The 15373-nt window shown below is 67.8% G+C and carries 9 protein-coding genes and 1 pseudogene; 5 read left to right on the top strand and 5 right to left on the bottom strand.

Features of this window, described 5'->3' with window-relative positions:
- Window positions 1-39: 39 nt before the first annotated feature.
- Window positions 40-339, bottom strand: coding sequence for a DUF6408 family protein (locus tag WJ438_RS06360; RefSeq protein WP_406724330.1), 300 nt, complete (start codon window positions 337-339; stop codon window positions 40-42).
- Between the two features lie 312 nt (window positions 340-651).
- Window positions 652-1941, bottom strand: a complete 1290-nt coding sequence (locus tag WJ438_RS06355) for a PIN domain-containing protein (RefSeq protein WP_406724329.1) — start codon at window positions 1939-1941, stop codon at window positions 652-654.
- A 478-nt stretch (window positions 1942-2419) separates the two neighbouring features.
- On the opposite strand from WJ438_RS06355, the pseudogene pglW reads away from it, so the two are divergent.
- Together pglW and pglX are read left to right on the top strand one after the other, a co-directional pair.
- Window positions 2420-7092, top strand: a pseudogene (pglW, locus tag WJ438_RS06350) (BREX system serine/threonine kinase PglW).
- A complete protein-coding gene (gene pglX / locus WJ438_RS06345) occupies window positions 7089-10712 on the top strand; it encodes a BREX-2 system adenine-specific DNA-methyltransferase PglX (protein ID WP_406724328.1) in 3624 nt (1207 codons plus the stop codon). Before pglW ends, pglX begins: the two are co-directional and overlap by 4 nt.
- On the opposite strand, the gene WJ438_RS06340 is transcribed toward pglX, so the two are convergent.
- The gene (locus WJ438_RS06340) at window positions 10639-11199 is read right to left on the bottom strand and encodes an ATP-binding protein (protein ID WP_406724327.1); all 561 of its coding nucleotides are present in this window, start codon (window positions 11197-11199) and stop codon (window positions 10639-10641) included. The two genes, pglX and WJ438_RS06340, sit on opposite strands and share 74 nt — an antisense overlap.
- A 191-nt stretch (window positions 11200-11390) precedes the next feature.
- On the opposite strand from WJ438_RS06340, the gene WJ438_RS06335 reads away from it, so the two are divergent.
- From WJ438_RS06335 to WJ438_RS06325, 3 genes are all read left to right on the top strand, one after another.
- Window positions 11391-12221 carry a helix-turn-helix domain-containing protein gene (locus WJ438_RS06335; protein ID WP_406724326.1) on the top strand — a complete coding sequence of 277 codons (831 nt, stop codon included), beginning with the start codon at window positions 11391-11393 and terminating at the stop codon, window positions 12219-12221.
- Complete coding sequence (locus WJ438_RS06330; protein WP_406724325.1) at window positions 12218-12421, top strand: DUF397 domain-containing protein; 204 nt, start codon at window positions 12218-12220, stop codon at window positions 12419-12421. The genes WJ438_RS06335 and WJ438_RS06330 overlap by 4 nt, the downstream gene beginning before the upstream one ends.
- Before the next feature lie 310 nt (window positions 12422-12731).
- Complete coding sequence (locus tag WJ438_RS06325) at window positions 12732-13607, top strand: hypothetical protein (protein WP_406724324.1); 876 nt, start codon at window positions 12732-12734, stop codon at window positions 13605-13607.
- A 128-nt stretch (window positions 13608-13735) separates the two neighbouring features.
- Here the strand turns inward: WJ438_RS06325 and WJ438_RS06320 are convergent, their stop codons facing one another.
- A complete protein-coding gene (locus WJ438_RS06320) occupies window positions 13736-14587 on the bottom strand; it encodes a helix-turn-helix domain-containing protein (protein WP_406724323.1) in 852 nt (283 codons plus the stop codon).
- A 10-nt stretch (window positions 14588-14597) separates the two neighbouring features.
- Window positions 14598-15350, bottom strand: coding sequence for a DUF6879 family protein (locus WJ438_RS06315; RefSeq protein WP_406724322.1), 753 nt, complete (start codon window positions 15348-15350; stop codon window positions 14598-14600).
- Window positions 15351-15373 lie beyond the last annotated feature (23 nt).

Below are 15373 nucleotides of genomic sequence, written 5' to 3'. Positions count from 1 at the left end.
CGGGAGCATCCTCCAACTGTTCCCGACCTGGCTCCTCTCCTATGTCCCCCAGGCCCCGGACCACTTGGCAGTGCGACCAGATGCCGAGTGGGCCGGGAGCCATGCGGTGCCCGGTTTCCGGGTCGTGGTGGCGGAAGACGTCGCAGTGGAGGCCGGTCCCAGGGCCGGCACGGAGGTCCGAGCCCGCCAATAGCATGGCGGCCCTTCGGCACCCAAGAGCAGGCGCGCTGCCGCCGCCAAGGCCGCCACCGCAAGCTGGGTGGCGACACCCGCGGCGACGTCGACCAGGATCTCGCGAAGCCGGTGACGACGTGCGGGCTTGTACTCAACGGGGTTCATGGATGTCCACTCCTTGGCGTGAGCTGGGAATGGCAGGGATCGCCCTACCGGGCATCCGCACTCACGCCGCGCGCGCAGCACGCAGCGGAAACCACTCGTCAGTCACAGCCGGGAACCGGCATCGGAACACCGCAGACGTACCCTCCGGGAAGGTGCGCAGCAGGAGTAACGGTAGTGCCCCGCTGTTTCGTGCTCATGCTTTCCAGCCACCGCCGGAGTGCGTTCGGGTGCGGCCCTCGGTCCGGCTGCAGCCAAGACGAGGCTTGAACGGGCACACGTGACGGCATGCGCACGCCGAGCGCCGGCGTCGCGTCACGAATCCTCGTCGTCTCCGGCGTCGTTGATGAGGGGAACGAGGAGCGGGTGGACTCTGAAACCGGAGGCAGGGCCCGGGCCGTTCCTGTACTCAGCCGTGAGCACCGGCACCGCCGAGTCCGGAATCAGCCCCTGCTCCTGCAGGTTGCGACTGATCCGCGTGATCGGTTTGGTGAAGCCCTTCAGGGTCCGGCCGTCGTCGTAGCCGCAGATGTCGTAGACCGAGACGGCCTCCACATGCCCGTCCATCTCCGCCGCGTGGCGGATGACGTCGACGCGGTTGACGTAACCCTCGTACGCCAGCCCCCGGAAGAGGTCCTCAAGGGCCTCGGCGGTCCACCCACCGTATGCGGCGTCTGCTTCGATGCGCTCGACCCGCTCGATGTCCTCGACGGAACCGGCCTGAAGACTGAGCCGCAGAACGGGCGCGGCGACTTCCAGGAACTGCTTCGGTGACAGAAGGAAGAGCCGGCCTCCGCCGCGGGCCCGGAGTTCCGCCGTCAATTCCGGTCGTGGGCCGCGATTGTGGCCGCGCTCCTTGCGCCACCAGTCCTCTTTGGCGTCCGCGGTCACGAACAGGACGTCGCACTGACGACGGGATGCCTCGCGCAGCAGTTGTTCCCACACGAAGAAGTCACCGACCGCTCCGTCGCCGTCCTTCTTGGCGTCCATGTAACCGGGTGGAACCCGCTGGGCGACACGCTTCTGCCCCAAGGCGGTCAACGTGGCACGGTCTTCTGCGGAGAAAGGTGCCCCCACCCTGCCGGTCAGCGCCGGCTCCAGCTTCGCGATCACCGGATCGGTGCTCGTGTCATGCCCGATGTGCTGCCACTCGCCCTCGCCGACCTCGTTGATCTTCTTTCGGACTTCCTCGAAGACCTCGCTCAACCGATCGCGGAGGTCATCGAGGTCGTCGTCGCCCAAGGCGACCCGGTTGGCCCAGGTACGCAGTGTCTGCACCGCCTGCACCGAGTGACCGCTCATCTCCTGCGCGGCCTTGGCGCTGGTCGACCGCGCGTCGGAGATCGTGGTCTCCCGGTTCCGCCAGAACTCCACCAACACCTGATGCGGAATCCATAAGCGATCACCCAGGGCGCCGAGCGCTGCCAGGAGGTCGGCACGCGCCTGTTCGGTGTAGCGATAGAGATTGAGCAGAACGTTGGCGTCGGGGGTGACGAGGCCGTTCGTCAGCACCGAGCCGAAGTCCGAGGTCGTCGGCGTGCGGAAGGCCCCGAAGTCGTCGAACAGTCCGCGGACATTCACGTCGATCTTGGTGGTGTTCGCCATTGTTCCCCCCGTCGGCGCTGCCCACGTCGGCTCTCCTTGCCGATGTGCCTGACGGCGACCCTAGTGTTTCCCGAGTGGAGAAGAAGGGCGGATGGCGGAACTCGTACACGTCGGGGCGCCGACGGGTTTCCGTGGTGCAAGGGCGTCTGCCACGGGCTCAGGAGTAACGAGTGTGTGGAGGTCGCGCACGCTCTTTGAGTCGCGCCCATGCACGACAGTGGGGAGCAGGATGGTTCTCGGCTCACGCGGTCAGGTCAGCCCAGGGCGATTTCATCCGGTATGCGGAGAACTGGTCCGCTGTCACTGTCGTACGGCTGCATGAAGCGCGGCATCCCCTTGTGATCATGCGGGCTGTATGTCCTCATAGTCCCGTCCTTCACCGCCCCTTTTCATGTCGCAGGCAACCACTAGGATCTGCCCGAGGGCCTGACCATGGGGAACGGTGGCCCTTGAAGGACACGAGGAGCGGGGAACAGGCATGCGGGAAGGCCGGTGGGCCACGGTCACCGAGTCCGAGTTCGAGCACGAACGCCGAGGCCTGGAGGCGATCCGCCAGAAGCTGCCGGACGGCGACCCCTGGCGGGCCTGGTCGAACTTCACCTTCACCGCCAACACCGGCCACGTCCGCGAGGTCGACCTCCTGGTCGTCGCCCCCGGCGGCGTCTGCATGATCGAGCTGAAGGACTGGCACGGCTCGGTCACCTCCGAGAACGGCACCTGGGTCCAGACCACCCCCGGCGGCCACCGCCGCACCCACGGCAACCCGCTGCACCTGGTCAACCGCAAGGCCAAGGAACTGGCCGGCCTGCTCGCCCAGACCGGTGGCAAGCGGGTCTGGGTCGCCGAGGCCGTCTGCTTCACCGACAACGGCCTGCGCGTACGGCTGCCCGCCCACGACCAGAACGGCGTGTACACCGTCGACGAGCTGGTCGAGATGCTCGAGCGGCCCCCGCCCGACGAGCGCCGCCGCATCACCGCGATCGGCTCGCGCGAGATCGCGGGAGCCCTGAAGAAGATCGGCATCCGCAAGAGCGACGCCCAGTACAAGGTCGGCCCCTACGAGCTGGAGCGGAAGTCCTTCGACTCCGGGCCCACCTGGGCGGACTACCTCGCCCGCCACAGCGACCTGCCCGAGGCCGCCCGCGTGCGGATCTACCTCAGCGAGCGCGGCTCCGAGGCATCCCTGCGCCAGTCCGTCGAGAACGCCGCCCGGCGCGAGGCCGCCGTCCTCGGCCGCTTCAAGCACCCCGGCGCCGTCCAGCTCAAGCAGTACTTCCCCTCCGGCCACGCCGCCGGACCCGCGCTGATCTTCGACTACCACCCGAACACCCTGAAGCTGGACGAGTACCTGGTCCAGTACGGCGAGAAGCTGGACATCCTCGGCCGGATGGCGCTGGTGCGCCAGCTCGCCGAGACCATCCGCTCCGCGCACGCCAGCCGCATCCACCACCGGGCGCTCGCCGCCCGCTCCGTGCTCGTCGTCCCCCGCCCGCGCGGCGGGAAGGGCCGGGCCGTCGGGGAGGAGGCCGCCTGGCTCACCCCGCAACTGCAGGTCTCCGACTGGCAGATCGCCACCCAGCGCAGCGGCGACTCCTCCCAGGGCCAGGGCATGACCCGGTTCGCGCCGACCGCCCTGTCCGTCCTGCACCTGTCCGACGACGCCGACGCCTACCTCGCACCGGAACTCACCGCCCTCAGCCCCGACCCGGTCTACCTCGACGTGTACGGGCTCGGCGTCCTCACCTACCTGCTGGTCACCGGCAAGGCCCCGGCCGCCAGCCAGGCCGAGCTGCTGGCCCGCCTGGAAGCGGGGAGGGCCTGCGCCCCAGCTCCCTGGTCGACGGCCTGTCCGAGGACGTGGACGAGCTGGTGCAGGCCGCCACCGCCTACCGCCCCGGACAGCGCCTCTCCAGCGTCGACGAGTTCCTGGAACTGCTGGAGGTCGTCGAGGACTCCCTCACCGCCCCCGCCGCGGCCCTCGACGGGCACGCCGAGGAGGAGACCGGGGCGCCCGCCGACAAGGACCCGCTGGAGGTCGTCGTCGGCGACGTGCTCGCCGGCCGGTGGGAGGTCCGCCGCCGCCTCGGCACCGGCTCCACCAGCCGTGCCTTCCTCGTCCGCGACCTGGAGGCGGAGACCCGCAGGACGCGCCCGCTGGCCGTGCTGAAGGTCGCCCTCTCCGACAGCCGCGGCGAGATCCTCGTCCGCGAGGCCGAGGCCATGCACCGCCTGCGCCCCCACTCCGGCATCATCCGCCTCGTCGAACCCGAGCCGCTGCACATCGGCGGCCGCACCGTCCTGGCGCTGGAGTACGTCGGCGACGAGCGCGACGACGGCGGCCAGGGCGCCGAAGGCACGTCCCGCCCGCGCCGCCGCGAGGAGACCGTCGCCCGCCAGCTCCGCGAGCACGGCCGCCTCCCGGTCGACCAGCTTGAGGCGTACGGTGACTACCTCTTCGGCGCCGTCGACTTCCTGGAGGGCGAGGGCGTCTGGCACCGCGACATCAAGCCCGACAACATCGCCGTCCGCGTCCGCCCCAACCGCACCCGCGAGCTGGTCCTCATCGACTTCTCGCTGGCCGGCTACCCGGCGAAGAGCACCGACGCGGGCACCGACGGCTACCTCGACCCCTTCGTCGAGGTCATCACGCGCGGCTCCTACGACTCGCACGCCGAGCGGTACTCCGTCGCCGTCACCCTGCACCAGATGGCCTCCGGCGAACTGCCGAAGTGGGGCGACGGCAGCGTCCTGCCCCGCATGACCGACCCGAAGGAGTGGCCGCACCCGACGATCGCGGCCGAGGCCTTCGACCCGGCCGTGCGGGACGGGCTCGTCGCCTTCTTCCAGAAGGCACTGCACCGCGACGCGGGCAAGCGGTTCCCCGAGCTGAAGCCGATGCGGGACGCCTGGCGCAAGGTCTTCCTCGACGCCTCGCAGACCGTCCCCTCCAGCCACCGCACCCGCCCCGCGGCCCCGGCCGAGGGGACCGCACCCGCCGAGGGCGCCGCTGCGGGCATCGCGGACGCCGAGCCGGAGACCGCCGAGCAGCAGCGCGACCGCCTCGCCGCCGAGGTCACCCGCGACACCCCGCTGACCGTCTCCGGCCTCACGCCCGCCGCCCAGTCCTTCCTCTACGGCCTGGGCCTCACGACGGTCGGCGAACTCCTCGACCACAGCCGCCGCAAGCTCGTCAACGCCCCCGGCCTAGGCGCCAAGACCCGCAACGAGGTCCAGCAGCGGCAGCGGGAATGGGGCGAGCGGCTGCGCGAGGCCCCCGTCTCCCCGCTCACGCCGAAGGGCCGGGCGGAGGCGAAGGAGGAGCTGGAGCAGCTCACCGCCGCCGAGTCCGCCCTCGTCGGGCAGCTCGCGACGGGCGAGTCGGCGGGCGCGCTGTCCGCCCGCACCCTGCGCTCGGTCAGCCTCGACACCCTCGCCACCGTCTTCGTGCCGGCCGTCAACAACAACGGCTCCAACCGCAACAAGGCGGAGATGGTCCGGCTGCTGCTGCGCCTGCCCGACGAACACGGCGTCCTGCCCGGCATCGGCGTCTGGCCGAAGCAGAAGGACGTCGCCGACGCGCTCGGCCTCAGCCACGGCCGCATCCCGCAGATGCTCAAGGACGAGCGCAAGCGCTGGAAGGCGGAGCCCGCAGTCCGGGCACTGCGGGACGAGATCATCGACCTGCTGGTGAGCATGGGGCGCGTTGCCTCCGCCGTGGAGATCGCCGACGCCCTCGCCGTCCGGCGCGGCACGCACCTCGCCGGACGCGAGCAGCGGCGCGCGATGGCCCTGGCGGCGGTACGGGCCGTCGTCGAGGCCGAGCAACTGGTGCCGCAGGAAGCCGAGTTCCAGCACCAGCCGAACCGCAAGGCGACCGACGAGTCGCTGGGCGCCGGCCTGCTCGCCCTCGACGTGCGTGAGACCGACGCCCCGGACACCCCGACCGCGCCCGGCCTGCTCGACTACGCGACCCGCCTCGGCAAGACGGCCGACCGGCTCGCCAGGCTGGACACCCTGCCGACGGCGGCGACCGTCCTGGCCGAACTGGGCGCGCTGACGGTCCCGCCCGGCGCCGTCGACTGGGACGAGCGGCGCATGGTGGAGCTGGCCGCCGCCGCGTCCGTGAACGCCGCTGCCACCCCGCGCCTGGAGATCTACCCGCGCGACCTGTCGCTCGTCCGGGCACTGCGCCTCACCCAGGCCGGACTCGTCCGCTGGATCCCGGGCGTTCCGGAAGGGCGGCAGCCCGGCCTGACCGGCGAGGACGTGCACGAGCGGGTCCGCGTCCGCTTCCCCGAACTGGTTGTCCCGGACGGGCGCGGCGGCACGACCCACGACCTGCCGACCGGCGGCCCGCTCACCAAGGCGCTGCGCGACGCGGGCTTCGAGCTGTCGTTGAGCATGCGCGAGGACACGGGCACGCTGCGCTACCTGCCGACGCGGGTGGACGAGGCGTCCAGCTACCTCACGATGGGCGCGTGGCGGCAGTCGACGCGTACGGGTGCGGTGACGCGGTACGCGGACGACCCGCAGCTCGCGGGCGCGGTGCGCGCGGAGGAACGGCTGCTCGCCTCGGCCCGCCGGGACGGGTACCGGGTGCTGACCGTACGGCAGCAGCGCGTGCGGGACGCGGTGCGGGAACTGGGCGCCGAACGGCTGGGCGCACAGGCCCTGTCGGTGACCGAGCTGTTCCTGGAAGCCTTGCACGGGCAGGTCACGCCGGGTACCAAGCCGACCTGGGAGACCCTGCTCAAGGCGGACGCCGCCGAGCCGGGCTCGAAGGGCGCGGTGCGGTTCGCGGAGTACGCGCGGACGGCCTGGGGCTCGGTCGAGCCCCGGATCGTCGAGCTGCTGGGCAACGGTGGCGGCGGTGCGGGTCCGGTCCTGCTGACGGAGGCCGGGGTGTTCGCCCGGTACGACGCGATGGGCGTCCTGGACCGGCTGGCGTCGGCGGCCCGGCGAGGCGGGCGGGGGCTGTGGCTCCTGGTCCCGCAGAACGACCCCTCGCGCGAGCCCCGGCTCGGGCAGGTGGCCGTGCCGTACCAGGCCGGCCTGGGGGAGTGGATCCAGCTTCCGGACACGTGGGTGGGTAACGCCCATCGCGGGTCCGGTCCGGTTGTGGCAAGTGGTGTCGAGGGAGACGCGAAGTGATCGACCGCAAGGCTCTGTTGAACGACCTGAAGCAGCAGGTCAAGGCGGTCGAGGCCGACCTCGGCAAGCAGGTGAAGGCGCTGGATGAGGTCGGTGCGCGGCTGAGGGCCGAGTACGACCAGGCGCGCAAGCTGGGGCGTACGGCGGCGACGTGGACCTCGTGGCTGGACGAGCGGGTCACGCAGGTCGCGGTGGCGTGGGTGCTGGGCACGGTCTTCGTGCGGTTCTGCGAGGACAACCGGCTGATCCCGGAGCCGTACCTGACCGGGCCGGACGGCGACCGGCGCGAGCTGGCGGAGTCACGGTACGACGCGTACGTGGAGTCGGACGACAACCCGACCTACCGCGGCTGGCTGGAGAAGGCATTCGACGAGCTGGGCCAGGGCCAGGCCGGCCGCCTGCTCTTCGACAAGCGGCACAACCCGCTGTACCAGATCCCGCTCTCGCACGACGGTGCGCGCGAGCTGGTCGAGTTCTGGCGCCAACGGGACGAGGCGGGCGTCCTCGTCCACGACTTCACCGATCCGCTGAACGAGGACGGTACGGAGGGCTGGGACACGCGGTTCCTGGGTGACCTGTACCAGGACCTGAGCGAGGCAGCGCGGAAGACGTATGCGCTGCTCCAGACGCCGGAGTTCGTGGAAGAGTTCATCCTCGACCGGACGATGAACCCGGCGGTACGGGAGTTCGGCTACGAGGGCCTGAAGATGATCGACCCCACGTGCGGGTCGGGGCACTTCGTGCTGGGGGCGTTCCGGCGGCTGGTGCGGTTGTGGGCTGAGGGCCAGCCGGGGCGCGATGCGCACGAGCGGGTGCGGGAAGCGTTGGACTCAGTGCACGGCGTGGACATCAACCCGTTCGCGGTGGCTATTGCCCGGTTCCGGCTGCTGGTCGCGGCTATGGCGGCGAGCGGCGTGCGGACACTCGTGGGGGCCGCGAAGTATGAGTGGTCGATCAACCTGGCAGTCGGAGACTCGCTCATCAAGGCACGGCGCTCTCAGCAGGGAAACCTGTTCGGCGGAGTTACCGAAGATTTCGTGGACGAGTTGGCTGAGTTCAAGTACGCCACGGAGGACGTGCATGAGTACCCGGATATCCTGCGGCCGGGGCGGTATCACGTGGTCGTGGGGAACCCGCCGTATATCGCTGTCAAGGACAAGACCCTCAATGCCCTTTACCGGAAGCTTTATTCAGCGTGTTCAGGTAAATATGCACTGTCAGTTCCATTCGCCCAGCGGTTCTTCGAACTAGCCAGGCGTGGGGATTCTGAGGGGCGCGGCTATGGCTCGGTCGGTCAAATTACTGCGAACTCATTCATGAAACGGGAGTTCGGGACTCAGCTCATCGAGGGCTACTTCAGGCACGCAGTTGAGCTGACCGAAGTCATCGACACCTCGGGTGCCTACATTCCGGGGCACGGGACTCCGACGGTCATTCTCGTGGGTAGGCAGCGGGGTGGTAATGGACGATCGCCGGTCATCCGGACCGTGCGCAGCGTACAGGGTGAGCCGTCAGCGCCGGACAATGCTGAGAAGGGGTTCGTCTGGCGGGCCATTGTGGAGCAGATTGACAAGCCTGGTTCGGTGAGTCAGTGGGTGTCCGTGGACGATCTGGATCGCGAGAAGTACTTCGCGAAGCAGCCTTGGGTCCTCGCTGATGGTGGCCTCGAGATGATTGATAAATTCGCGGAGACCTCGACGGCTTCGCTGGCTCAGATCTCTTCCTCGATCGGAATGACTGCGCTAACGCTGGAAGATGAAGCATTCCTGGTGCCGAGTAGAGTTGCTCAGCGTCGGGGGTTCAGGGAGGACTGTGTCTTCTTGGTGAGCGGTGACGAAATTCGCGACTTCATCATCGACGATCCACAGTGTGTCATCATGCCTGTCGAATGGGATGGGAAGAGGAGATCGTTGACGGATCCCTCTATGGCTCACCTGTGGCTCTTCCGCACCAACCTGAGTAGGCGCCTGTACTTCGGTAAAGTCCCCGAAGAAAGAGGTCTGCGCTGGTTTGATTTGGGTATGTTTTTCCCGGATCGGCATAAGTCTACCCTCTCGATTGCATTTCCCTTTGTTGGTAGCCATAACCACTTTGTGCTCGATCGTGGTGGAAAGGTTTTCAAGCAGACTGCGCCGATCATCAAGCTGTCGGAAGATGTGGAGGAGGAAGCCTATCTAGAACTGCTGGGACTGCTCAGCAGTTCTATTTCCTGTTTTTGGTTGAAAATGGTGTGCTATCCCAAGGGTGGTGACCCGGTTGGTGCTGATGGGGCACGAGTCAGTGTTCATCCTTGGTCCGAGCGTTATGAATATACCAGCACAAAGGTTGCAGAATTTCCGCTTCCTGAGAAAAGGCCAACTTCACTCGGAATCACTCTCGGTAACCTAGCTCGTCAACTAGTTTCGGCGGGGCCTGCGGCGATGGCTGCTGAGTCGATTCCCGCCGCGAGCGCTATGCGCGAGGTTGCTTCTCGCTGGGCGTCCATTCGAGCTCGCATGATCGCCCTTCAAGAGGAGCTGGACTGGCAGGTCTACTCCCTTTACAACCTCCACTCCGAAGACCTCCGTGTCTCCAAGGACCCCGACGACCCCAACATTCCCGAACTGGCCCTCGGTGAGCGCGCCTTCGAAATCGTCCTTGCGCGCCGCGTAGCTGCAGGCGAGGCCAGCGACGAGTGGTTCAAGCGGCACAACTCCACCCCCATCACCGAGATCCCCGCCCACTGGCCCGCCCCCTACCGCGAGGTCGTCCAGAAGCGCATCGACGCCATCGAGTCCAACCGGGCCATCGGCATGGTCGAGCGGCCCGAGTACAAGCGCCGCTGGGCTACCAAGGGCTGGGACGCGCTCCAGGAGAAGGCCCTCCGCTCCTGGCTGCTCGATCGCATGGAGAAGCGCGAGCTCTGGTTCGACGAGAACGGCCAGCCCGCCATCCTCACCCTGGCCCGTCTCACCGACGCCCTCTCCCGCGACGAAGACTTCGTCTCCGTCGCCAAGCTCTACGCACCCCGCAAGGAACTGGCGAAGGTCGTTGCCGAGCTGATCACCGACGAGCACGTGCCGTTCCTCTCCGCCTTGCGCTACAAGCCCTCCGGGCTGAAGAAGCGCGCCGACTGGGAAGAGGTCTGGGACCTCCAGCGCACGGAGGACGCCGCGCCCGACGAGCAGTCCAAGCGCAAGATCCGGGACTCCATCCCCGTGCCGCCGAAGTACACCTCGGCCGACTTCCTGCGCCCCTCCTGCTGGAAGGCGCGCGGCAAGCTGGACGTGCCCAAGGAGCGGTTCATCTCCTACGGGCAGACCAACGCCGCCACCCCCGAGCTGTATGGCTGGGCCGGCTGGGACCACAAGGAGCAGGCGCAGGCGCTGGCGACGTACTTCACTAACACCGCGCTGACCACCGAGGAGATCACCCCGTTCCTCGCCGGCCTGCTGGAACTCCAGCCGTGGCTGTCCCAGTGGCACAACGAGTTCGACATGCTCTACAGCGGCTCCCCGGCGGACTTCTTCGCCGGTTACCGCCATCAGAAGCAGGGCGAGCACGGGCTCACTGACGATGACCTCCGTGGCTGGCGTCCTCCGGCCGCGACCCGAGGTCGTCGCGCAGCAGTGAAGCAGTAGTCAGGAGTAAATCGAGGTCCGTCGGTTCAAGGGCCACCCGGTGCGTGAGCGGGTGGCCCTGGGGCTGCACGTGCAGCTCCGCCCACACGGTCTTGCCCGGGGCGCCCCTGCGAGGGCTGACGCCCCAGTCGTCCGCGAGGGCGGCGACGAGAAGCAGGCCTCGGCCGGATTCGGAAAGAGAGCCGGTCGCCGGGGGACTGGCCGGAGGCCGTTTCTCGGCGCGGGTGTCGGTCACCTCGATGCGAAAGGTGTCCTCGGCCAGGGTGAGTTGGACGTGGAAGTCCCGGCCGGGGACGTGGCCGTGGCGTACGGCGTTGGCGCTGAGTTCCGCCGTGATGAGCGTGAGCGTCTCGTTGACCGGGGTCGTGTACGGGTGGCCCCAGTCGTTCAGGCGGTGCGAGACGAGTCGACGAGCCAGGCGGGCACCGCGCGGCGTTGAGGTGAAGCGCATGGTGAACTCGCGTTCGTGTGCGGGGTGCTGTGGCATATGCCCGTTCGGGGGACTTGCTGACTTCATAGGGTCAACAGTTGCGGACTCTGCGTAGCGTTGAACAGGAGTGATGCGCTGACGGGTATGGGCTGTACACGCGGGCGGTGCGCTTGTACATGGTGTTGGGCGTGACCGGTTCCCGGGCCCCGAGTTGGCTGACTGGGCGGTTGTACGAGAGGAGCTGCGGCGTGGGCGACGAGGTTCAACAGCCGGAGTACGAAGTCGGGACGGGCATGCTGTGCGTGTTCGGGCGGCAGTTGAAGCTGTTTCGGGAGCGGGCGGGTCTGGACCGCGCGAGGCTCGGGTCGCTGACCGGGTACTCGGCCTCGACGATCGCGTCGTTCGAGCAGGCAAGGCGTATCCCGCCGCCGAAGTTCATCGACAGAGCCGATGAAGTGCTGGAGGCGGGTGGGGTGTTGAGCGCCAGCAAGGAGGAGGTGGCTCGGGCTCAGTATCCGGCGTTCTTCCGGGATGCGGCCAAGTTGGAGGCCGAGGCGGTCGAGCTTTTCGTGTACGACACCCACGTGGTCAACGGCCTGTTGCAGACAGAGGAGTACACGCGGGCTCTGCTGGGGATGCGGCGTCCACTGCTGGACGAGGCGACCATCGAGCAGCGCGTTGCAGCGCGGCTCGCACGGCAGGAGGTCTTTGACAGGTGGCCCGCCCCGTTGTTGAGCTTCGTCATGGAAGAGCCGGTTGCACGGCGACCTCTCGGCGGTGAGCAGGTATGGCGCGGACAGCTTGAGCAGTTGCTTTTGATTGGCCAAAAGCGGAACGTCGAGCTTCAGATGATGCCGCTCGACCGTCAGGACAATGCTGGTGTGGATGGCGCGTTCACCTTGCTGACGCCAAGGCAGGGGCAACAGGTCGGTTACATGGAGGCTCAAGGCCGGAGCACACTGGTCACGGAGCGAGATGCGGTCCATGCGCTGTCCGCGCGCTATGGGATCATCCGAGCGCAGGCCCTCACCCCGAGTGAGTCCCTGGCCTTCATCGAGAAGCTGTTGGGAGAGAGATGAACGCTGAATCAAAGCGCGGTCCCGCGCCTGCGCTTGTCTGGGTCAAGAGCAGCTACAGCGGCGCTGAGGGCGGTCAGTGTGTCGAAGTTGCCGCTGCCCCAGCCAGGGTTCACGTCCGCGACTCGAAGGACACAACCCGTGCCGTACTCGCCGTAGAGCCCACGGCGTGGGCCGCGTTCATCGAGTTCGCGGCGCTCTGACAGAGGTGGCACTGATGGCAGGGCCTTCGGTGGGCATGTGCTTGCCGAGGGCTCTGCGCGTGTCCGCCTCCGCAGCGCCTTCAGCAGCCCTCGCGCCCTGCTCGCCGGGTGCCGCGCCGACGCTGGCTGGCATGACGGTCAACGTCCGGTCAGAGGAGGGGGCCGGTTCTCGGCGGAGGTCGCCTTCCCGGATGACGATCGACATCGTGAAGGGAGCCAGCCCTCACGCCACCGTCACTCACATAACGAGGTCCCAACGGAGCTGATAGATGCTGTCCCTTGGAGCGCGGAGCTACTGTAAGTTCCTGCCATGAAACAGGGTAAAGAGATCGAGCCCCCCGAGTCGCGCTTCTCCGCGGTGCTGCTGGCGGCAGCCAAGCTTCCAGGTGTGCGTATCAACAGGGAGACGTATCTCCGAAGTGCGCTGGCTCGCCACTGCTCCGAGGACGACATCCGAAGAGCGATAGAAGAGACCCCCGCTGCGGCGGGCATCCCTGTCGAGGTTCTCGACAAGGCGGCCAACGACTCCATCCGCTTCGAAACCGGCAAGGTCAGCGCTCTCTCCGCCGCTGCCGGGATACCCGGCATCTTCGCTCTCCCCGCCACTGTGCCCGCCGACGTGGCCCAGTACTTCGGTCACATGGTGCGTATCGCGCAGAAACTCGCGTACCTCTACAGCTGGCCCGATCTGTTCTCCGACGAGGGCGATGACGTCGATGACGCGACCATGGGGGTGCTCACGCTGTTCTTCGGCGTGATGTTCGGCACCCAGTCGGCGAACGCCGCCGTGGGGAAGGTCGCCGGGATGATGTCGAAGCAGGTCGCCAAGAAGCTGCCCCAGAAGGCACTCACCAAGGGTGTCGTCTACCCGATAGTGAAGAAGGTCGCGGCTTACCTCGGCGTCCAGATGACGAAGCAGTCCTTTGCGAAGAGCGTCTCGAAGGCCATCCCTGTCGTCGGGGCGGTCGTCTCTGGCGGGCTCACTTTTGCGACCTACCTTCCCATGGCCAAGAGGCTCAAGAAGCACCTCGCCGGCCTGCCACTGGCGGAACCGTCGCACCGAGTGGTGGAGGGGGAGATCGTGGACGGCGAAGTCGTGGAAGACCACGAGTCTTTCGCCTCAGTACACGCTGAACAGCACGGCGCGGACACCGCTGCCGTCAAGCTGGAGGACCCCAGGTCCTGACGCCGCGAGTGCCCTCCTGGCTGCCCCAGGGAGCGGCCTTCCGTCTTCGGCTGAGGGGCGGGCCCGGGTTCGCCGGCGCTACGCCTGCTCGTGATGCGTTTTGTCCCGGACGCACGCCCGCAACGCCATCACTGTGGGTTCAGGGATCGGCGGGCCGAGTTGATGAGGTTGTGGGCGTCGGCTCCGTACACCGCCGACTCGTTGAGGGTCTTCCAGACCTTCTTGTACAAGGCGATGTTGTCGGCGTCGTCCAGCCACAGTTCGGCGTGCCAGTCCTCGGCGACGACCAGTCGGTCGTCGAGCACCCAGAAGCCGTTGGCAGGCACGATCTTGACGGACGCCGTGAAGGGGATGACACCCAACTCGACCGTGTCCATACCGATCATGCCGTTGAGGCGGTCGAGTTGGCTCGCCAGCACCGAGGGTGGACAGATCAGCGACCGTAGCGCGGCCTCCCACATCAACACGTGCAGCTTGCGCCCGGACCGGTACAGCCATTGCTGGCGCTGCACCCGGGAGCGGACGGCTGCCTCGATGTCGTCGGCTCCGCCCAGCAGCTCCGAGTACCGCTGGATGACATGTCGGGCGTACTCCGGCGTCTGCATCAATCCGGCGATCACCGACTCTTCCCAGATCCACAGGTCGGAGGTGCGGTCGATCTCGGCGCTCAGCCCCTCGTGAAGGGGCTTGAAGCCGTTCGCCAGCGCTCGGCGCCATGACCTGATGTGCGACTCGAATCCGGCGAGTCTGGCAGCGAGTTCGGGGTACACCCCCGGCTGCTCGGTCGCGTCGGCCCACGCCCGCAGGTCCTCGGGGGTGGCCGTCTGCTTGCCGTTCTCCAGCTTGCTGACCTTGGAGCCCGGCCAGCCGAGCCGCTGCGCGAGCTGCTGACCGGTGAGCCGACCACCGGGGCACGTGAAACGGAGCTCGCGCAGCCGCGCACCCAGTGCCGCCCGTGCCTGCTGATAGTCAGTGCTCACCGGTCAAGCGCTATTCGGTCGTGGCCACCTGCGCGGCGAACCGGTCGCGCGGGACGGCGTGGTGCATCGCCGCGTCGCGCACCATGGCGTACCGCACGACCTCAGCCGGTTCGGTGATCAGCTCGATGTCGAGCAGGTTGTCCTCGTCACCGAAGTGCAGCAGGGCGACCAGCCGTGAATCGAAGATCCAGAAGTCCTCGGCGGGCAGGCCGGCTCGCGCGGCGTCCTCGCGCCACAGATACCGGATGTCCTCGCCGAAGGCGGCGTTGTGCCGGGCGTAATCGAGCAGGAACAGCTGTTCTGTGGTGGGCGGGTCATCGGCGATGCGCACACGGCCGACCGTCTTACCGGCGTCCGTCTGGGCCTTGATGGTGACGAACCAGGGTTCGTCGGGGTCGCAGGGCGACGAGCCGCTGGTCAGGAACGCCTGAAAGTCGGGGTCCTGTCGGTCCGACGCGTAGCCGCGCCGCGTCTCCAGCCGCCAGGCGGTGTGCTCGAAGGTCTCGAACAGGAGGCGGAAGGTGGACCGGTCCACGAGTTCCGGCACCCGCTCCATCTCCTTCGGTCCCCAGTTCACGAGCAGCTCGCGCGGCACGGCCACCGCTGCCTCGCCGACTCCGAAGTGCTGCAGCTGTGCGAGGTCTTCGGGGTCCGTGACGGGCGTGCCTTGAACGATGATTTCGCCGGTGCCTTCGTCCGTGTGCAGGGCGGGGCAACCGTCGACCTTGCTGTCCGTGCCGGTGAAGCGCAACCGACGAACCATGGACGCTCTCCCTTTCGCGGGGT

The sequence above is a fragment of the Streptomyces sp. GD-15H genome, from assembly GCF_045291515.1.
GTDB lineage: Bacteria > Actinomycetota > Actinomycetes > Streptomycetales > Streptomycetaceae > Streptomyces.
Note: the sequence above shows the minus strand (reverse complement) of the source record. Positions and strands in the feature narration are given on the sequence as shown.

Bases quoted from the DNA above. Each gene is read 5' to 3' on its own strand.
- WJ438_RS06360 (WP_406724330.1), bottom strand. From the start codon at position 339: ATGAACCCCGTTGAGTACAAGCCCGCACGTCGTCACCGGCTTCGCGAG.
- WJ438_RS06315 (WP_406724322.1), bottom strand. From the start codon at position 15,350: ATGGTTCGTCGGTTGCGCTTCACCGGCACGGACAGCAAGGTCGACGGT.
- WJ438_RS06340 (WP_406724327.1), bottom strand. From the start codon at position 11,199: ATGCCACAGCACCCCGCACACGAACGCGAGTTCACCATGCGCTTCACC.
- WJ438_RS06325 (WP_406724324.1), top strand. From the start codon at position 12,732: ATGAAACAGGGTAAAGAGATCGAGCCCCCCGAGTCGCGCTTCTCCGCG.
- WJ438_RS06355 (WP_406724329.1), bottom strand. From the start codon at position 1,941: ATGGCGAACACCACCAAGATCGACGTGAATGTCCGCGGACTGTTCGAC.
- WJ438_RS06330 (WP_406724325.1), top strand. From the start codon at position 12,218: ATGAACGCTGAATCAAAGCGCGGTCCCGCGCCTGCGCTTGTCTGGGTC.